A 19,624-nucleotide genomic window follows, 5' to 3' on the forward strand; every position below is an offset into this window, starting at 1 on the left:
CCGTAGATCTTGCCCTCGGCGGGCGCGGCAGCACCGGCGAAGGACGTGTTGAGAAGCGTTACACCGGCTGCGGCTGCCACGGCCGTTATGGCCGCGGTGAGCTTGATCCGGCTGGAGCGCTTGTGAGTTGCCATGAAGAGGGAGCTCCTCGTCATCATTTGTGGGGGGATCGCCCCGCGGACGGAAGATCTCCGGGGGCTGACTCGAAACCCTGACCGATTGACGCGCCCAGATCAAGGCCTTCATATACCTGTGACTTACTCAACAAGGTTTCGTAATAAGAAATCGGCCAGGGTGCCCTAAGTCGGACTTCCCCCTCAACTCCCCTTAGATGTAAGGGGCTTCGATCCTCCTTGTCGGGGATGTACCCCATCCGAAAGGAGGAGCGGCAACCCCCTCCGTGTCACCGGCCAGCAGGACGAGACGGCCTGAATGCGCCCTTAGCTTCGAATCGGACGCGACGGCCCGGCGCCGACGTCATACGCCAAGCCACATACGAGGGGACGAACCGGTCATGGGGAGAGCTGGAGGGGGACCGCGTGGCATCGCCGCGCGGGCGGGCGGCTGGAGCGCGCAGCACCGCTGGGCCGCCGTGGGGATCTGGGTGCTGTTCGTGCTGGTGGCCATGGTCGCCGGTTCGGCGACGGGCCGCGCCGAACTGAAGGACAGCGAGCAGCTGTCGGGCGAGACGACCCAGGCGGCACGGATCGTCGAGGAGGCCGGTATCGACGAACCGGCCGGTGAGAGCGTACTCGTCCAGGCGAAGGACGCCTCGGCCAAGGCGACCGACCCGGCGTTCCGCAAGGCCGTCGACGACGTGATGAAGGCGGTCGACGGCACGCGCCAGGTCACCGCGGTGACCTCTCCGTACGAGACGGACAGCGTCTCGCGCGACGGTCGCAGCGCGCTGGTCCGGTTCGACGTGCGGGGAGACCCCGAAACCGCGGCCGACCGGATCGACCCCGTGCTCGACGCGGTGGCGGGGGTGCAGGACCGCCACCAGGAGCTGCTGATCGAGGAGATCGGCAGCGCCAGCATGAACAAGACCTTCGACGAGGCTTTCGGCGACGACTTCCAGCGCGCCGAGTTCTCCGCAGTCCCGGTCGCGCTCGGCATTCTGCTGATCGCCTTCGGCGCCCTTGTCGCCGCGCTGCTTCCGGTCGCCCTGGCCATCACCGCGATCATGGCCACGATGGGCCTGATGGGCGTCGTCAGCCATCTGATGCCGATGAGCGAGACGGCCAACTCCGTGATGCTGCTGGTCGGTCTCGCGGTCGGCGTCGACTACTGCCTGTTCTACCTCCGTCGCGAGCGTGAGGAACGCGCCGCCGGCCGCGACGGCCGCACGGCGATCCTCATCGCCGCCGCGACCAGTGGCCGTGCCGTCGTCGTCTCCGGTGTGACGGTGTGTGTCGCGATGGCGGGCATGCTCTTCACCGGCATCGGCGAGTTCGAGTCGATGGGACTCGCGTCGCTGATCGTGGTCGCGGTCGCCATGGTCGGCTCCGTGACCGTGCTGCCGGCGCTGCTCTCCTTGCTCGGCGAGCGGGTGGAGAAGGGCCGGATCCCCTTCCTGGGACGGGCGAAGCGCAGTGGGCAGGGCCGGGGCGGCGAGAGCCGCGTGTGGAGCCGGGTGCTCGGTGTCGTACTCCACCGCCCGCTGGTCTCGCTCGTCGTCGCGGCCGGCGCGCTGGTCGCGGTGGCACTGCCCGCGGTCGGGATGAAGACCCAGAACTTCACCCTGGACCAGGAGTTCGGCAGCTCGGTCCCGATCGTGGCGACCTACGAGCGGATCAACGAGGCGTTCCCCGGTGGTGCGGATCCGGCCGAGGTCGTCGTCACTGCGGACGACATCGAGTCCGCGCCGGTGCGGAAGGCAATTGCCGACTTCCGTGCACAGGCGGTGAGTTCGGGTGCGTCGAAGGGTCCGGTGGAGGTCGTCACGCACAAGGAGCAGAACCTCGCGTTCGTGTACGTGCCCCTGGTGGGCGGCTCCGACCAGGACCGGGCGGAGAAGAGCCTCGGACTGCTGCGGGACGAGGTACGCCCTGCCACACTCGACCGGGTCGACGGTCTCGAGGCGCCGATCACCGGTCAGGTCGCCGGCTCGAAGGACTTCAACGACCAGCTGACGGGCGCGGTCGCGCCGGTCTTCGCGTTCGTCGTCGTCTTCGCCTTCGTCCTGATGCTTCTGTCCTTCCGGTCGCTGACGATCGCGGTCACGTCGATCGTCCTCAACCTGCTGTCGGTGGGTGCGGCGTACGGCATCCTCACGGCCGTCTTCCAGCACGGCTGGGGCGCGTCACTGGTGGGCGCGGAGGGAGTGGGCGCGATCATCGCCTGGCTGCCGCTGTTCCTCTTCGTGATCCTGTTCGGCCTGTCGATGGACTATCACGTCTTCGTGGTGTCCCGGATCCGCGAGGCGAAGCTCCAGGGCCGTGGGACGCGCGAGGCGATCACGCACGGCGTGGTGACGACGGCGGGCGTGGTGACGAGTGCGGCCGTCATCATGGTGGCGGTGTTCGCGATCTTCGGAACGCTGTCGATGCAGTCGATGAAGCAGATGGGTGTGGGCCTGGCAGCGGCGGTCCTGATCGACGCGACGATCATCCGCGGGGTGCTGCTTCCGGCGGTGATGGCTCTGCTCGGGGACCGCAACTGGTACTTCCCGAGGTGGCTGCGGTGGCTTCCCGACCTGACGCACGACGAGCCGCGGGGGCCGGCGGAGCCGGCGCCGCGGGAGGTGGAGCGGGTGGGGGTCTAGGCCTTCCCCGCCCTTTCCCGAAACCGGGCTCCTCCCCCTACGCCTGGCGGCGTGGGGGGACCCCCGGGACCCGGCACCGCGCTCCGCGCGGTGTTCCGGGGGCTCCGCTCCCGACCCCCCGCGCCTCAAACGCCGGCGGGGCTGAGTTGCAGTCAACTTCAGCCCGTCAGGGGGTCACCCCACGCCCGCAGGGCGTTGGGGGCGTTTGAGGAAATCGCGCGAAGCGCGGTGCGGGGCCCGGGGCCTGGGGGTACTCCCCCAGACTCCGTCCGGGCGTACACCCACCCACGGCCGTCAGGCCGTAGAGGGAGGGCGAGTAGAGGGAAAGCGACCCCGTCAGGACACCAGCTCCGCCTCGATCAGGTCCGCCGCCCTTCCCGTACCCCCTTCTCCCGCCATCCCCTCCCGGATCGACGCCAGCCGCCGCGCCACCTCCGGGTCGGCGACCAGCGACAGCACCGCCTCCCGCAGGGCGTCCGCCGTTGCGTCCTCCGTGTCGAGGCGGCGCGCAACGCCCAGCGCCACCAGCATGTCCGCGTTGCCGAACTGGTCCACGGCCTGCGGGACCGCGACCATCGGGGTGGCCGTTGCCAGGCCCTCCTGGCTCCCGCCCGCACCCGCATGCGTGATGAACGCGTCCGCCTGACGCAGCACCGACAGCTGCGGCACCCAGCTGTGGGCCTCCACGTTCCCGGGCAGCTCGCCGAGCTCCGCGACATCGACGTACCGGCCGATCTGCAGCACCACATGCCAGCCGGGCAGGCCCCCGAACGCCTGCACGCATGCGCGGTAGAACGCGGGCTGCCTGGTGAACGCAGAGCCGAGCGACACCAGCAGCACCTTCTCCGCACCTTCCGGCCGCTGCCACTCCCCCTGGTCGTGTCGGTCCCCCTGGCAGGCACCGACGAAGGAGTACACCGACTCGTCGACCCGGTCGGCGTTCGGCTGCAGCGCCCGGGGGATGAGGACGATGCTGCGCCGTGGCCGTCCGACGAACGGGTCGGGATGCGTGGTGATCCCGTTCTCGGCGAGCCATGCGGCGAAGCGCTCGTAGTACGCCTTGCCTCGCTCCGACGCGTGCAGCTCCGCGGTCATGGGCTCGCCGACCTCTTTCTCGTATCCCTCCCAGGCCACCAGATTCGGCGACAGCGAGACCGCGGGAACGCCCCACCGGTGGGCGAGCACGATCGCGGGGTACGAGGTGATGTCGTGGAGGACGAGGTCGGGCTCATCCCCGGCGAACGCGTCGGCGAGTTGCGGCAGAGCCTGGATCGCGTCGTTCAGGAACGGCTCGATGTTGTCGATGAGTTCGGTGCCCCAGGCCTCGGGGTTGTCGTCCGTCGGGAGGGTCGAGGTGTAGATGACGGGCTGCGCCCCGGTGGTGGCGACCTTGTCCGCGAAGGACGCGGGGATCGCGTAGCTGACGCGGTGGCCCCGTGCGACGAGCTCCCGGATCACTTCGAGGCTCGGGTTCACGTGCCCGTGCGCCGCGATGGAGAACATGGCGATATGGGCAGGACGGATCGTGGTCGTCATGCCCTCACCATAAGCGAGACGATACGTCTCGTACAACGTGAATTCAGCGCTGATACCGCGCCAGCACCAGATTCCCGTCCTTCACCAGCCGTTTCTCCAACTCGTCCGCGTCGATCGCCCCGCTGTAGAACTCCTGGTACGCCGGCGTCGCGACCTTGTCCTTCCACTCCGGATAGCCGCGCACAGACTGCGCCGGCGCGGAACGCAGATCACGCGCGAGCGCCGCACCGGCTGCCCAGCCGTTCTCGGCTGTGTGCAGCGACGGATCCCTGAGCGCCTCGGACCCGGTCGGCAGCATCCAGTCCCCCACCGCGAGTCGCACCATGTTCTGCGGTCGGAGCATGAAGTCGATGAACTGCGCCGCCTCCTTCTTGTACGGACTGTCCTCGGCGATCGACAGGGTCTGCGGACTCACTCCCTGAGCGAGCCCCTCCGGTCCTGCGGGCGCGGGCAGTACCGTCCACTCGAACCCCTTCGGGGCCTGCTGCACGATCTGCTGCCGGTAGGAGAACCCCAGCGGGACCATCGCGTACTTGCCGCCGAACAATCCGGGCAGCGTGTCGGATCCACCCATGCCCAGTGTCGTCCGCGAGGCGCTCCTGTCGGTGTTGACCTGGTCGTGGATGGTTCCGGGAACGACCGCGTCGCCGTCGGTGAACTCGACGGTGACCTTGCCGTCGTTCCCCCGGTGGAACAGCTGTCCGCCCGCGGACAGGCCGAGGTTGAGCGTCACCGACACCGGTTCCTTGAGCGGCCAGGCGATGCCGTACTTCCCCTCTCCCATGTGTGCGGTGAGGTCCTTGGTGACCTGCCGGAACTCCTCCCAGCTCCACGGCTCCTGCGCCGTCGGCACCCGGACCCCGGACGCGTCGAGGATCTTCTTGTTGGCGATCAGGACGCGCGGCTCCTGGAGGAACGGCACACCGTAGATGCCGTCCCCGAACGTCGTCGTCCGCCAGCTCTGCTGCGGGATGTCGTTCGTCAGGCGGTCCGGCAGCAGACCGGTGAGATCGGCGAGATAGCCGCCGTAGGCGAAGTCGGCGAGATCGTCGGATGCGTCATGGATGATGTCGGGCGCCTCGCCGCCCTCGAACGACGTGAGCAGCTGGTCGTGGACGCTGTCCCAACTGCCCTGAACGTATTCGACAGGGGTGTCGGGGTGGGTTTCGTTCCACTCCTTCACCAGTTGCCTGTTGGCGTCGACGGACTCCTTCTGCCATGCCAGCGACTGGAAGCGCAGCCGGACCTTCCCGCCGCTCCCGTCGCCGTCCCCGCCGCTGCAGCCGCTCAGCAGCAGCGCGAGCGCCGCGGCGGCCGCTGTCAGTGGGCGTGCGCCGAAGACGCGCATCAGCTCTTCACCGCCCCTGCCAGCATGCCGCCCGTGATCCTCTTCTGGATGATCGCGAAGATGACGAGCGAGGGGATGGTCGCGAGGAACGCGGCCGCCGCGAGCGGCCCGAGGTCGGCGACGCCCTCCGCGCCGAGGAAGTGCGTGAGAACGACGGGCAACGTCTGATTCTCCGGGGTCTTGAGCAGAACGAGCGCGAAGAAGAACTCGTTCCACGCGGTGATGAACGCGAAGAGCCCTGTGGCGACGATCCCCGGCGCGAGCAGCGGCGCGGTCACGGACACGAGCGTACGCAGCCGTCCGGCGCCGTCCACGGACGCCGCCTCCTCCAACTCGCGCGGCACGGCCCGCACATAGCCGACCAGCATCCACAGGGCGAACGGCAGCGACCAGACGACGTACACCATGATCAGGCCGAACAGGGTGTTGATCAGGTGCAGGTTCTTCAGGACCAGGAACAGCGGAATGATCAGCAGGACGAACGGGAACGCCTGGCTGACCACGACCCAGCCGGTGGCCATGCCCGTCAGCCTGCTGTGGTTGCGGGCCATCACAAAGGCCATCGGCGTCGCGATGACGACGGCGACGATCGCGGCGGCGAGTGCCGCGACCAGGCTGTTGCCTGCGGCCTGGAGCAGGGGCTGTTCGTCGAAGGCCTGGCGGAAGTTGTCCAGGGTCGGATTCTCGGGGATCCAGGTGGGGTGCAGGGAGCCCAGCTCGCGCGGCGGCTTGAAGGCCGTGGAGACGAGCCACAGGAAGGGGAACGCGAGAAAGACGAGATAACAGAGCAGGGCCACGTACTGCCCGGCGCGGCCCGCTCGTCCCGTGCGCAGCGCGCTCATCGCTCGTCGCCTCCCCTGAGCCGTCCCACAAGATAGAAGGCGAGCATCACCGAGATGACGGCGACCATGACGCAGCCCATGGCCGCCGCGTAGCCGAACTGGCCGTAGCGGAAGGCCTCTTCGTAGGCGAAGAGCATCGGGAGCCGGGTGCGACCGCCGGGTCCGCCGTTGGTCAGCACGTATACCAGGGCGAACGAGTTGAAGTTCCAGATGAAGTTGAGTGCCGTGATGGCGAGGGCGACGGGTCTGAGCGCGGGCCAGGTGACCGTGCGGAAGCGGCGCCAGGCGCCCGCGCCGTCCAGTGCGGCGGCCTCGTGCAGTTCGTGGGGTGTGTTCTGCAGCCCGGCGAGCAGCGCGACCGTGGTCTGCGGCATGCCTGCCCAGATCCCGACGACGATCACCGCGGGCAGTGCGGTGGCGAGGCCGGTGAGCCAGTCCCGGCCGTCCCCGAGGCCCAGGTCACGGATGGTCTCGTTGAGGATGCCCGCGTCCGGGTTGTACACGAGCCGCCACATGATGCCGACGACGACCTCGGGCATCGCCCAGGGAATGATCGCGAGGGCGCGCGCGAGCCAGCGCAGCCGCAATTGCTGGTTGAGCAGCAGGGCGAGGCCGAGTGCGAGGAGGAACTGGGGAACGGTCACCCCGACCGCCCACAGCAGGCCGATGCGGAACGAGTCCCAGAACAGCGTGTCGTGCAGCAGATCCCGGAAGTTCAGTGTCCCGACCCACTCGGTGGGCTCGGTGCGGCCCGCCTGCGAATCCGTGAACGCCAGCGCGATGCCGTAGAGCAGTGGGCCGACGCTCAGCACCAGGATCGGGATCACAGCGGGCAGGACGAGGAACCAGGCCCCGTGGTCCGACTTCTTCCCGGACCGCGCCGTTGCGGTCGCCGATATCACGTGTGCGGCTCCTTCTGGGCGGCTTGACGGTGGTCCGGCCTGATCCGAAGGGGCAGGAGCCCTGCGGGCCCCCGTCATCGTGCTGACGGGTCGTCGGTACGTCAAGGGAGCCTGCACGGATGCGAGACTTTGCCGGATGCGCAGTGGCACGGCGGTGGGAGAGAGCGATGGACGAGGCACGGGCACGCGACGTACTGGCGGCTGCCGGGCTTCCCGCGGACGCGGAGCTCCTCGCGCTCGGTGAGAACGTGGTGTTCGCGACGGGCGATCTGGTCGTCAAGGTGGGCCGGGACGCCGAACTGCTGGAGCGCGCCGAGCGGGAGCTCGCGGTCGCCGAATGGCTGTCCGGCGCCGGTGTCCCTGCCGTGCGTGCGGCCGAGCCGAAGCCGCGGCTCGTGGACGGCAGGCCGGTGACACTGTGGCACCGGCTGCCCGATGCCGTGCGCCCTGCGGAACCGGCCGATCTCGCCCGGCTGCTGCGACTGGTCCATGCACTGCCCTCTCCTTCGTTCGGGCTCCCCCGCCGGGAGCTGCTGGGCGGGGTCGAGCGGTGGCTGCGACTGGCCGGTGCCGCGATCGAGCCCGCCGACGCGGCGTATCTGCGCGAGCGCCGCGACGGCTTCGCCGACGCGGCTGCGGCGCTCGCCCCGCACCTGCCGCCGGGCCCCATCCACGGCGACGCGCTCCCCCGCAATGTGCATGTGGGCCCCGACGGCCCGGTGCTGGTCGACCTGGAGACCGTCTCCTCGGATCTGCGCGAGCACGATCTGGTGGTCATGGCCCTGTCCCGCGACCGTTACGGCCTCGACCCGGCGGCCTACGACGCGTTCACCGCCGCGTACGGCTGGGACGTGCGTGAGTGGGACGGCTGCGCGGTCCTGCGCGGCGCGCGCGAGACCGCCAGCTGTGCATGGGTCGCCCAGCATGCGCCCACGAACCCCAAGGCGCTGGCCGAGTTCCGCCGCCGGGTCGCGTCGCTCCGTGACGGGGACTCCGAGGTGCGCTGGTACCCCTTCTGACGCTGCGGCCCGCGGCATCACCGCCCGTTGCCCTCATCTGCCCGTCCGCGGTGGGCCGGCCGCCGTCCGGACGGCGGACGGCGGCCCGTGCGCCCCGTCCGTCTTCCGCGGCCGCTGACCGGCCGGTCAGCGGCTGCGGGGTATGACCGGCCAGGCGGGCTCGACGACCGCCGCCGGATTCGCGGTGCGCCGCAGATACGCCTGCAACGATGCCGACTGCTCTGCCGCTGCGCGCACTTGGAGCTCGTGCAGATCCGCCAGAGGCATCGCCCCGACAGGCCGGTGCTTCTCCGCCATGCGGCGCACCACACGGGCTGCAGCCACCGCGTCCGCCCTCGCGTCGTGCGCGTCGTCGAGCGGCACCCCGTAGTAGGCGCACAGCGCCTGGAGGGCGCGCTTGCCCTTGCGGTACTTGTCGACATGCTTGTCGATGACCAGTGGGTCGATGACGGGCGACGGCACATCGCCCAGCCGCTCGCTCACCGACTCGACCGCATGCCGCCGGCACTCACGGTCCAGCAGCGAGAGGTCGTAGCGGGCGTTCATCACCACCAGCGGCACTCCGGAGCGCAGCACTTCGGCGACTGTGCGGGTGATCTCCTCGACCGCATGTGCCGCCGGGGCGCCGTGCGCTCGGGCGTGGTCCGTCGAGATGCCGTGGATCGCCGACGCCTGGGCCGGTATCGCCACACCGGGGTCGATCAGCCAGGTCCGCTGCTCGGAGACGGCTCCGTCGGCTTCCAGCCGCAGCACGGCCGCCGTGACGATGCGGTCGGCTTCGACGTCGGTCCCCGTCGTCTCCAGGTCGAAGGCCACCAACGGCCCGTCGAGCCAGCTCATCGAACGGCCGCCGTCCCGATGCGCGCGTCGCGCGGGCCGATCCCCGCGGCCTTCCGGTCGACGCCGGCCAGTGGTCCCCCGTGCCAGGACATGGGTGCCCCTCCTCCATGGTGCGTGATGCTTCCCCCGTTGGATGTTCACCTTCCCATGCAGCACTGACAACGAGAGGACCCGGAGTCCGAAGTCAGCACACGGTCGAGGCCAGCAGCCGCCGAACCGGCCCGGGGGGCTCGTAGCCGAGCGAGTCCGAGCAGCGCCGCAGCCAGCATCTGCCCTCCGCCGACGTCGTCGACAGCGCCTCGCGCAGCGCGCGATGCAGCAGGGCGTCGGCGAGCGGCGTGGGGCAGTCCGCCGGACACGGGATCCGCTGGCAGGTGTCGGCGATGACCTCGATGGTCCGCCACAGTTCCGTCCCGGCCGCATCCGCTCCTGGCGCCGCACCGTAGTCTGCGAGGCGATGGATCTCCGCGAGCCCCGCGTCCGCGACGTCCTCGCACCAACGAGACACGGACACCTGCACGTTCCCTGTCGACACACTCATCTGTGTCCCCCCGTCTGTCCCCCGGAAAACGGTCGCGGAGCCGCCCCGACGGCCCCGCGAAGAGGACGCTACGGCGCACACCACGGACGCGCAGCCCTCAGCAAACTGCTGCGCAGGAACATGATCCGGTGTTTTCAGGACACGGGCCGCGAGTCGGCCCACACCGACTCGAACTCCTCGCGATATGTCTGGAAGAGACCGGTCTCGGCGTCCTGACCCGAGCGGACCACCGAGCGTCCGCCGCCCCGCAGCACGAGCACCGGCGCCTCCATCCCCCGGGCACGGCGCAGATAGGACTGGATGACGGCCAGGCCGTCGGGGCCGTCGCCGTCGACCAGATAGGCGGTGAAGCGGGGCGTCTCGTCGAAGACCTGGATCTCGAAGGCGCCGGGGTCCCGCAGCCGGGACCGTACTCGCCGCATGTGGAGGATGTTCATCTCCACGGTGCGACTCAGCTCGCCCTTCTTGATGCCCAGTTCCCTCTCACGCCGTTTGACGGCGCTGCTCGCCGGGTTCAGGAAGAGCAGTCTCACCCGGCAGCCCGATTCGGCGAGCCGCACCAGACGGCGGCCGGAGAAGTTCTGCACGAGGAGGTTCAGGCCTATCCCGATCGCGTCGAGGCGCCTGGCCCCGCCGAACAGGTCCTCGGCGGGCAGCTGGCGCTGGAGCCTGACCCGGTCGGGGTGGACGGAGACCACGTCCGCGTACCGGTCGCCGACGAGGTCCTCGACCGCGTCGACCGGGAGCCGGTCTGCGGAGGGGACGCCGGCGCCGCTGCCGAGTATCTCCAGCAGACGCGAGGAAGCGCGTTCGGCCTGGGCGAGGACGGCCTCGTTGAGCGCCCTGTTGCGGGAGACGACGTTGCGCGCCACCTCCAGCTCGTCCAGGGCGAGCTCGACGTCCCGCCGGTCGTCGAAATAGGGCTCGAAGCAGGGCCAGTGCTGCACCATCAGCTCGCGCAGCTGCGGCAGCGTGAGGAAGGACAGGACGTTGTCGTCGGCCGGGTCCAGCAGGTAGCCCTTGCGGCGGGAGACCTCCCGTACCGCGACGGCCCGCTGCACCCATTCCTGTCCGGCGGGACCGGCCGCGGCCACGACCCAGTCCTCTCCGTGGACGGGGTCGTAGATGGGGCGCAGCACCGCGGCCACCACCGCCCGCAGCCGCTGCTCCACCAGATTCAGCCAGATATAGGCACGGCCGGCCCGCTGGGCACGCGTACGCACCTCACTCCAGGCGTCCGCGCCCCAGTCCAGCTCCGCCCCGATCTCCATCGGCCGCGCGAGCGAGACCGCTCCTGGCGGGACCTCGGCGGAGTCTCCCCCCTCGTGACCCGTGTCACCGGGGGGTAGCTCCAGCCCTCCCGAGCTCACCCGCGCACCGCCTTCCCAGCCCCCTCCAACGATCAAGGAAGAGTACTCCGCATGCGGGAGGCGGTGCAGCCGGATGGGCAGGCTTCTTTCTCAACTCCCCTGATTGTGATGACCGTTCTGGTCGGCGAGATCTCCAGGAGTGAGCGGATTCATAGACGTCACGTCCCTGGCGGCGAGCTGGAAGCCCTGCCAGTGGACCGGCATGGGCTGCTGGTCCTCGTCCCGGGCGATGTGGTGGAACCCGATGTTGACCCAGGCAACCGGATTGACGAGGTTCTCACCATTGACCCATTTGTCCACGCTCTTCCCGCCGTTGCGCCCGCAGTCGAGGATGTTGTCGCTCGCGAACTGCTCGCAGGCCCTGTTCTGGGTGAAGTAGATGTCGTGCTTGCTGAAGCCTCGGCCGGCGTGCTTGCTGGACGCACCGGGCACGATCTCGTAGGAGCGGGCGTGACCGTCCTTGTTCTTGCCGGTCGCACTGACCACGCGCCACCAGCGCATCGTGCGGGCGTCCCCTGCGAGTTCCTTGGTGACGGGCGTGCGGGTCGTCCGCACGGTCGGGCTGCCGTCACCGGTCGGCGGGGTCACCTTGGAGTCGTACTGCTCGACGCGTCCCTTGTTGCCGCCGTCGAGGCCGAAGTCGAGCCGCCAGAAGACGTTGTGCGCGTGGCTGGTGGCGTAGTCACGCGCACCCTTGCCGATCGGCCACCCGCGTCCGTCGGTTCCGTTGTAGTCCTCGGGCGCGAGGCTGCCGGTCGCACCGACGTTGGCGGAGATGGTCCCGTCGGAGGAGAACCGCCATTCGGTGATGTACTCGTACCAGGCGACCTTGTTGACGGTGTAGACGAGCAGATCCTTGCCCTGCGCCTGCCAGACCTTGGTGCCCTCGTCGTTGGCGAGACGGTAGGCGTGCCCGCGGGAACGGGTGGTGGTGCACAGGCCGTTGACGGTGCCCACCTCCGGCAGCTTGACCTTGGTGACCGTGCCGCCCGGGCACTCGGCGGGCGCCAGGTTCTGCAGGCCCCAGCCGAAGCCGGCCCCGGTGAGGTCGTCGTACTCGGCGTTGCCGTCGTCGTACGGGACATGTATCTGGGCGAGCTTCGCGCTGTTCAGTACGCGGATGGCGCGTGGCTCGCCCTTGGGCTGATAGCTGACCGAGCTGAGCACGAGACCCGCATCGGTGTCGTAGCGCCAGCACATGCGCCAGGTCGTGCCGCCGTCGAGGGTCTGCTGAATGCGGTACGCGACACTGCAGTCCAGCTGCGGCGCCTGCGGGGCGGCGGGCGTCTGCGCCGGTGCGGCGGCCGCGGGGGCGGTGGCTGCGCCGACGCTGCCGAGGAGGGCTGCGGCGGCCAGCAGTGCGCCGCGCCTGCGGACGCGCGAACCTCTGTTCACGTGCATCAAGACGTACTCCCTAGAAGGGGAAGTGCGGACATGCGGACGGAAGGTGCGGCGGATCGGGGAAAGGGAAACCCGGGGTCAGCCGACGCGGGTGACGGTCCGGGCGCTCAGATCGACGATCAGGTCCCTGATCTCGATCCAGGGGCCGTTCTCGACCTTGGTGACCATGCGCACGCAGCGGTGCTCACCGCACCGTGAGAGCGCGTCCGGCACGTCCTTCTCGCGATACGTGCGGTAGACGTCCCCGTTGAACCAGAGCTGGTCGGCAGAGGTGAGCGCCTTGCCGGTGGCGTGCTTGTAGTCGGCCTTCATATCGGTCCCGAGCGGGTCGGCCAGTATCAGTTCCACCGCCTCGCGCAGCTCCTCGCGGTGCGGCGACGGCTGGACGCCGCGCTGCGAGCCCGTCCGCTCGACCTTGCCGGTGTCGAGGTTGACCGTCCTGGTGACGAGTTCGTCGGTGCGGTAGTCGTAGAAGCGGACCTCGGCGCGGCGCACGCCCGCGTCCGGCGCGGACGGCGGCGGCTCGGTGAGGTTGGTCGCGAGATGCTGCGGGCCGCGTCCGCCGCCTGCGTTCTCCCCGTCGGCCCGTGCCGCGGGGGTGAGGGCGATCTGTTCGGCGTGCCGCGCCTCGGCTGCGGTGAGCGGGTCCCGGCCCACCCCGCGCTCCCCCTCTGCCGGTGCCGCGACCACGACACCGGGCCGCGGCGCCCCCGCCGTGCCGCTCCCCTCCTCGCCGGCACCCTGGCCGGCCGCTCTGCCCTGCGCCCCGTCGGCCGAAGCGGCGGACTGGTCGGCGCCCGCGGTACCCGGCAGAGTGATGCCCACCATCAGGGCCGTACCCGTCACCGCTATGGCGGTTCCCGCCAGGAGCTTTCCGAGATGACGGCGCACCAATAAACGCACTGGTCCCCCATTTCCCCCTTGGTCACGACTGGTCACCCGGTAGGACGGTACGAAGTCCTAGGAGGTTGCTCCACTTTGGGGGAGGATCTTGGCCAAGTAGTCCCCAATACCCGGATCAGAAATGGAAGAGTCATATCTATGCAGGTCTGGCCGGGACAGGCGTACCCACTCGGCGCCACGTACGACGGCGCCGGCACCAACTTCGCGGTGCACTCAGAAGCCGCACGGCGCATCGAGCTGTGTCTGCTGCACGACGACGGCTCCGAGACCGCCGTGGAACTGCGGGAGACCGACGCGTTCGTGCGGCACGCATATCTACCAGGGGTGATGCCCGGTCAGCGGTACGGATTCCGGGTCCACGGCCCGTACGCCCCGGAGCGGGGGCAGCGCTGCAATTCCGCGAAGCTGCTCCTCGATCCGTACGCGCGGGCCATCAGCGGCTCGATCGACTGGAACGAGTCGGTGTACGGCTATCACTTCGGCAGGCCCGATTCGCGCAACGACCTCGACTCGGCCCCGCACACGATGTCGTCCGTCGTGGTCAATCCGTACTTCGACTGGGGCGACGACCGCCTGCCGCGCACCGACTACCACCGCACGGTGATCTACGAGGCCCACGTGAAGGGCCTGACCATGCTGCACCCCGAACTGCCCCCGGAGCTGCGCGGCACCTACGCGGGACTGGCCCACCCGGCCGTCATTTCGCATCTCACCGAACTGGGCGTCACCGCTTTGGAATTGATGCCGGTGCACCAGTTCGTCAACGATCACCGTCTCGTCGACGCCGGCCTCAGCAATTACTGGGGTTACAACACCATCGGATTCTTCGCCCCGCACAACTCCTACGCCTCCTGGGGCGACCGGGGCGAGCAGGTGTTGGAGTTCAAGCAGGCGGTGCGGGCACTGCACAAGGCGGGGATCGAGGTCATCCTCGACGTCGTCTACAACCACACCGCGGAAGGCAACCATCTGGGCCCCACGCTCTCCTTCCGCGGTCTGGACAACGCCTCGTACTACCGGCTCACCGACGACCGCCGGTACTACATGGACACCACGGGCACGGGGAACTCCCTGCTGATGCGCAGTCCGCACGTGCTCCAGCTGATCATGGACTCGCTGCGGTACTGGGTGACCGAGATGCATGTCGACGGATTCCGGTTCGATCTCGCGGCCACCCTCGCCCGCCAGTTCCACGAGGTGGACAGGCTGTCGTCCTTCTTCGACCTGGTGCAGCAGGACCCGGTCGTCAGCCAGGTGAAGCTGATCGCCGAGCCGTGGGACGTCGGCGAGGGCGGCTACCAGGTGGGCAATTTCCCGCCGTTGTGGACGGAGTGGAACGGCAAGTACCGCGACTGCGTGCGGGACATGTGGCGGGGCGAGCCACGCACGCTCGCCGAGTTCGCCTCGCGCCTGACCGGCTCGTCCGACCTCTACCAGGACGACGGCCGCAGGCCCCTGGCGTCCATCAACTTCGCCACCTGCCACGACGGCTTCACCCTGCACGATCTCGTCTCGTACAACAGCAAGCACAACGAGGCCAACGGAGAGAACAACCGCGACGGGGAGAGTCACAACCGGTCCTGGAACTGCGGGGCCGAGGGCGAGAGCGACGACCCGCAGGTGCGGGAGCTGCGCCGACGGCAGATGCGCAACTTCATCGCGACCCTGATGCTCTCCCAGGGTGTGCCGATGTTCAGCCACGGCGACGAGTTCGCCCGTACGCAGCGCGGCAACAACAACGCCTACTGCCAGGACAACGAGATCGCGTGGGTGCACTGGCCCGATCCGGGCGAGGACGAGGAGGACTCGCTGCTCACCTTCACCAAGACGATGGTGTGGCTGCGGCGCGACCACCCGGTGTTCCGCAGGCGCAGGTTCTTCCACGGGCGGCCGGTGGAGGGGACGCACGACGAGCTGACCGACATCGCCTGGTTCACACCGCGCGGGGAGGAGATGGTGCAGCGTGACTGGCAGGCCGCGCACGCCAAGGCGCTGTCGGTGTTCCTGAACGGCCACGCGATCTCCGAGCCGGGACCGCGGGGCGAACGGATCGCCGACGACTCGTTCCTGCTGATGTTCAACGCGAGCGCGGAGGAGCTGGACTTCACCGTTCCGGTCAATCACGGCGAGGAGTGGCACGTGGTCGTCGACACCGCGCTGCCCGAGGGCGTACCCCCGGGCAAGGGGCCGAAGGCGTCCGCCGGTGAGGTGCTGCGTCTGGTGGGCCGCAGCTTGACGGTCCTGAGACGGCCCGCATAGGCAGGACAAGGCCCGTGCTGCGGACCCGGGCACCGCGCAGAAGTTCCCCTGCGGGGTGATGATCACTCGATCGACCGAACGGCCGGGTCGCGCGGCACAGATGCGTTCAAGGCGGGTACGTATGTTCGCATGACACCCACGGCCACCTACCGGCTCCAGCTGCAGCCGGACTTCCCGTTCGCCGCCGCCGAGGCGGCAGTCGGCTACGTCGCCTCCCTCGGCGTCTCCCATCTGCACCTCTCGCCTGTGCTGGAGGCGGTGCCGGGGTCCACGCACGGGTACGACGTCGTCGACCACAGCCGGATCCGCGAGGAGCTGGGCGGCGAGGACGGCCTGCGCCGGCTCTCGCTGACGGCCCGGGACCACGGCATGGGCCTGGTCGTCGACATCGTGCCGAACCACATGGCGGCGGTTCCGCGGCACAACCGCGCCCTGTGGGAGGTGCTGCGGGAGGGGCCCCGCTCGCCGTACGCACGCTGGTTCGACATCGACTGGGCCGCGGGCGACGGGAAGGTACTGCTGCCGGTGCTCCCCGGGCGTATCGGCGGCGAGCTGTCGAAATTCAGGGTCGAGGGAGACGTCCTGCACCACGGGGAGCAGCAGTTCCCCCTGCGCGAGTCGACCGCGCATCTGCCGCTTCCGGAGTTGCTGGACGCCCAGTGGTATCGCCTCGCCTGGTGGCGCCTGGCCCGCACTGAACTCAACTACCGCCGCTTCTTCACCGTTTCGGATCTGATCGGGGTGCGGGTCGAGGACTCCGAGGTGTTCGACGCGACCCACGCCAAGATCCTGGAGCTGGTCAGGGAGGGTGTGGTCGACGGCCTGAGGGTGGACCACCCCGACGGGGTGGCCGATCCCGAGGGGTATCTGCGCAGACTCGGCGACGCAGCCGGGGACGCGTGCTGGATCGTCGTGGAGAAGATCCTCACCGGGGACGAGCGCCTGCCCGACGGCTGGCCCGTCGCCGGCACGACCGGGTACGACGCGCTCCGCAGGATCGACGGCCTGTTCACCGACCCGGCGGGCGTGCGGCAACTGGCCGGGATCTACCGGGACTTCACCGAAGTGGACGACAGTCTCGGCGGCCGCTGGGAGGCCACCGCGCGGCGCGCGGCCCACGAGGTCGTCACCCACGAGCTCGCGGCCGAGGCCGCGACACTGGTCCGGCTCGCCGAGCGGATCTGCGCCGCCGACCCCCGCCTGCATGACCACGCCCCCTGGGCACTCGGCGCCGCGGTGCGCGAGCTGCTCGTCCGGGTTCCGGTCTACCGGCCCTATCGCGTCGACGCGGAGACGGCGCTTCCCGAGGAGGCCGCCCGGGCGGCGCGGGACACGTTCTCCGTGGCGGAGGAGGCGTCCGCCGTGGACGTGGTGCGGGATCTGGCCCTCGGGCGGCTCGGCGACGGCCTCGACCATGTCCGCTTCCGTGCGCGCTTCGCGCAGACGGCATCGGCGCTGCGCGCCAAGTCGGTCGAGGACACCGCCTTCTACCGGTACGCGCCGCTGATCTCTGCCAACGAGGTGGGCGGCGACCCCGGCAGCCCCGCGGTGGGACCGGAGGCGTTCCACGCCTTCTGCGCGCGGCTGGCCCGCCACTGGGCGGCCACCGGCACGGTGCTCACCACGCACGACACCAAGCGGAGTGCGGACGTGCGGGCGCGGATCGCGGTGCTGTCGGAGTGCCCGGACCGCTGGGCGCAGTTCCTGGCCCGGATCACCGAGGAGGCGGCGGGCCGCGGGGATGCGCCGGACGCGCAGCTGGCGTGGGTCGCCTGGCAGACCGCCGTCGGCTTCGGCATCCCGGACGCGGACCGGCTGGAGGCGGCGCTGCTGAAAGCAGTCCGGGAGGCGGGAGTGCACACCAGCTGGACGGAGTCCGACCCGGCGTACGAGAAGGCGGTGTCGGCGTTCGTCGGTGCCGGGCCGGCCGGTTCGCCGCAGCACTCGGTGGCGCGTTTCGTAGGGGAGCTGGCTCCCTATGTGCGGGCGAACGTGCTGGGGGCGACGCTGCTGCATCTGACGATGCCGGGAGTGCCCGATGTGTACCAGGGCTCCGAGCGGGAGTTCCTCGCCCTGGTCGACCCGGACAACCGCCGGCCCGTCGCCTTCGGAACGCCGCTGCCGGAGCGGCTGACGCCGACCGGCCCGGGTCGGCAGGGCGGGGCGGCGCGGGCCACCGGGGACAGTTCGGCGACGTGGCCGTCCGAGGGGGCTGGGGTTGGGACCGGAGCGGGGGCATGGGCAGGGGCAGGGAACAGGTCGGAGGCCGGGGCGGGGAACAGGTCGGGGAACAGGTCGGAGGCCGGGGCGGGCCCCTCTGAGGGGCAGGTCGCGAGCGGCGTCGGATCGGAGAAGCTGGCCGTCACGGCCACGGCGCTCCGGCTGCGCCGGGCACGCCCCGAGCTGTTCGGCGCGACGGCTGCGTACGAACCGCTCGTGGCCGCGGGACCGGCCGCCGGGCACTGTGTCGCGTTCGCCAGGGGCGGCGACGTGGTCACAGCCGTCACCCGGCTCTCCCTGCGCCTCGACCGCGACGGGGGCTGGCGGGACACGACGCTCACGCTGCCATCAGGGCGGTGGACCGATCTGCTCGACGGGGAGCGGGAGTTCACCGGCGGGGTGGCCGTGCCGGTGGCCGAGCTGTTCGCCGAGCGGCCGGTGACACTGCTCAGCCGAGCGGCCGGACCAGCAGCGTCTTCGGAGAGCGGGTGATCAGCCCACTGGCGACCGGCCGGAAGCCGTCGGCCCAGCGAAGACCCGGCATCGCCTCGGCCAGCGCGCGCAGCCCGTACTCGGCCTCCATCGCCGCGAGCGACACCGCCGGGCAGCCGCCGAGGCCGTAGGTGAGCTGACCGGGGTCGCCGCGGAGCATGTCGAAGCGGTCGGGCTCGCGGAATCGCTCGGGGTCCCGGCCGGCCGCGCCGATCAGGCAGGCGACGACCGCGCCGGCAGGGAGCGTGCCCCCGCTCAGCGTGACCGCGGCGGCCGTCCGGCGGATCACCACCAGCACGGGCGGGTCGTGTCGCAGCGACTCGGTCCAGGCCCGTGAGATCAGCCGCGGTTCGGCGCGCAGCGCCGCCATCCGGTCCGGGTGGTCGAGGACATTGGCGAAGAACGACGCGAGGGCCTTCTCCCGTACGGAAACCTGGGCCACGCAGCGCCCGGCCAGCAGCGCCCGGCCCGCTGTCCTGCCGCGCACGCCGACGGCTCCGGACGGCAGCCATCGACAGAACTCCTCGACGAGGTCGACCTGCTCACGGCCGGCCATGCGTCTGGCGAGGACGTACGCGGTGCGCTGGACGATCTCGCGGAGGGCCTGCGGGACCGGCGCCAGATGGGTCTCGCATCCGACGTCGCCGGGCCGATGGCCGTGGGTGAAGCGCAGGTCGGTGAGGGCGGTGGCGACATCGGAGTAGCGGCTCAGCAGCCAGGCGCCGACGGAAGCGTCATAGGTGAGGGGATGGTCCTCGCGCAGTCGGCGATAGCCCTCGTACAGATCGTCCTCGTTCCCCGTGGGCAGCCCCGGCAGGAGCGCTCCGCGGCGCGGGGCGGTGGGGGTGGGGGTGGCCGGGGCACTCGGATCGGTCGGGGTGGCCGGGTCGGTCGGGGTTCCGGGCCTTGTGGGCTCGGGCGTCGGGCGCATGTCCGCGTGCATGTGGCTGCTCCCCTGTCACTGCCGCGGCTCCTCGTGGCGCACGGCTTCCTTCAGGCGACCACCCCGGTGGTGTCGCCGCAGTCCGCGTACCCCCGTTCGGGTGATGTCGCTGCCGGTGCGGGATGCGGGCGGAAGGCTTGCGGCAGCGGGACGAAAGCCGCCGCCGCGCCGGCCCGTCCGACGCCCCGGAAGGACGTCGGCTCGCGGCCGGTGCGGGGGCGTTCGGCGTTCGGCGTTCGGCGTT

Annotated in this window: 14 protein-coding genes and 1 pseudogene; 4 read left to right on the forward strand and 11 right to left on the reverse strand. The window is 70.2% G+C overall.

What is annotated here, in order from left to right:
- Positions 1-134: pseudogene (locus AC067Z_RS35195) on the reverse strand (S8 family peptidase); the annotation flags it as partial.
- 380 nt (positions 135-514) lie between these two features.
- On the opposite strand from AC067Z_RS35195, the gene AC067Z_RS35200 reads away from it, so the two are divergent.
- Positions 515-2,764: an MMPL family transporter gene (locus tag AC067Z_RS35200; RefSeq protein ID WP_478793708.1), complete on the forward strand. Its 2,250-nt coding sequence runs from the start codon at positions 515-517 to the stop codon at positions 2,762-2,764.
- A 336-nt stretch (positions 2,765-3,100) separates the two neighbouring features.
- Here AC067Z_RS35200 and mgt read toward each other — a convergent pair whose 3' ends face one another.
- From mgt to AC067Z_RS35220, 4 genes are read right to left on the reverse strand one after another with little or no spacing between them, the layout of a single operon-like run.
- On the reverse strand, positions 3,101-4,300 hold the full coding sequence (gene mgt / locus AC067Z_RS35205) for a macrolide-inactivating glycosyltransferase (RefSeq protein ID WP_478793709.1): 1,200 nt from the start codon (positions 4,298-4,300) through the stop codon (positions 3,101-3,103).
- Positions 4,301-4,343: 43 nt separating this feature from the next.
- The gene (locus AC067Z_RS35210; protein WP_478793710.1) at positions 4,344-5,648 is read right to left on the reverse strand and encodes an ABC transporter substrate-binding protein; all 1,305 of its coding nucleotides are present in this window, start codon (positions 5,646-5,648) and stop codon (positions 4,344-4,346) included.
- Positions 5,648-6,490 carry a carbohydrate ABC transporter permease gene (locus AC067Z_RS35215; RefSeq protein WP_478793711.1) on the reverse strand — a complete coding sequence of 281 codons (843 nt, stop codon included), beginning with the start codon at positions 6,488-6,490 and terminating at the stop codon, positions 5,648-5,650. The genes AC067Z_RS35210 and AC067Z_RS35215 overlap by 1 nt, the downstream gene beginning before the upstream one ends.
- Entirely contained in the window at positions 6,487-7,470 is a 984-nt protein-coding gene (locus AC067Z_RS35220; RefSeq protein ID WP_478793756.1) for a carbohydrate ABC transporter permease, read from the reverse strand. The genes AC067Z_RS35215 and AC067Z_RS35220 overlap by 4 nt, the downstream gene beginning before the upstream one ends.
- A gap of 89 nt (positions 7,471-7,559) precedes the next feature.
- Here AC067Z_RS35220 and AC067Z_RS35225 point away from each other — a divergent pair, with 89 nt between their 5' ends.
- A complete protein-coding gene (locus AC067Z_RS35225) occupies positions 7,560-8,411 on the forward strand; it encodes a phosphotransferase enzyme family protein (RefSeq protein WP_478793712.1) in 852 nt (283 codons plus the stop codon).
- Positions 8,412-8,537: 126 nt separating this feature from the next.
- Here the strand turns inward: AC067Z_RS35225 and AC067Z_RS35230 are convergent, their stop codons facing one another.
- The 5 genes from AC067Z_RS35230 to AC067Z_RS35250 all read right to left on the reverse strand — a co-directional run bounded on the left by AC067Z_RS35230 (position 8,538) and on the right by AC067Z_RS35250 (position 13,466).
- On the reverse strand, positions 8,538-9,251 hold the full coding sequence (locus AC067Z_RS35230; protein WP_478793713.1) for an exonuclease domain-containing protein: 714 nt from the start codon (positions 9,249-9,251) through the stop codon (positions 8,538-8,540).
- A gap of 184 nt (positions 9,252-9,435) precedes the next feature.
- Positions 9,436-9,765, reverse strand: a complete 330-nt coding sequence (locus AC067Z_RS35235) for a hypothetical protein (RefSeq protein WP_478793714.1) — start codon at positions 9,763-9,765, stop codon at positions 9,436-9,438.
- Between the two features lie 161 nt (positions 9,766-9,926).
- Positions 9,927-11,162, reverse strand: coding sequence for an SAV2148 family HEPN domain-containing protein (locus tag AC067Z_RS35240; protein WP_478793715.1), 1,236 nt, complete (start codon positions 11,160-11,162; stop codon positions 9,927-9,929).
- A gap of 90 nt (positions 11,163-11,252) precedes the next feature.
- Positions 11,253-12,563 (reverse strand): copper amine oxidase, encoded by a 1,311-nt coding sequence (locus tag AC067Z_RS35245; RefSeq protein WP_478793716.1) that lies wholly within the window; start codon positions 12,561-12,563, stop codon positions 11,253-11,255.
- Between the two features lie 78 nt (positions 12,564-12,641).
- Complete coding sequence (locus AC067Z_RS35250) at positions 12,642-13,466, reverse strand: Tat pathway signal sequence domain protein (RefSeq protein ID WP_478793717.1); 825 nt, start codon at positions 13,464-13,466, stop codon at positions 12,642-12,644.
- Between the two features lie 138 nt (positions 13,467-13,604).
- On the opposite strand from AC067Z_RS35250, the gene glgX reads away from it, so the two are divergent.
- Together glgX and treY are read left to right on the forward strand one after the other, a co-directional pair.
- A complete protein-coding gene (gene glgX, locus AC067Z_RS35255) occupies positions 13,605-15,725 on the forward strand; it encodes a glycogen debranching protein GlgX (RefSeq protein WP_478793718.1) in 2,121 nt (706 codons plus the stop codon).
- A gap of 129 nt (positions 15,726-15,854) precedes the next feature.
- On the forward strand, positions 15,855-18,437 hold the full coding sequence (gene treY / locus AC067Z_RS35260) for a malto-oligosyltrehalose synthase (protein ID WP_478793719.1): 2,583 nt from the start codon (positions 15,855-15,857) through the stop codon (positions 18,435-18,437).
- On the opposite strand, the gene AC067Z_RS35265 is transcribed toward treY, so the two are convergent.
- Positions 18,394-19,380, reverse strand: coding sequence for a cytochrome P450 (locus tag AC067Z_RS35265; protein WP_478793720.1), 987 nt, complete (start codon positions 19,378-19,380; stop codon positions 18,394-18,396). The two genes, treY and AC067Z_RS35265, sit on opposite strands and share 44 nt — an antisense overlap.
- Positions 19,381-19,624 lie beyond the last annotated feature (244 nt).

It is taken from the genome of Streptomyces sp. NPDC043812 (assembly GCF_056436245.1).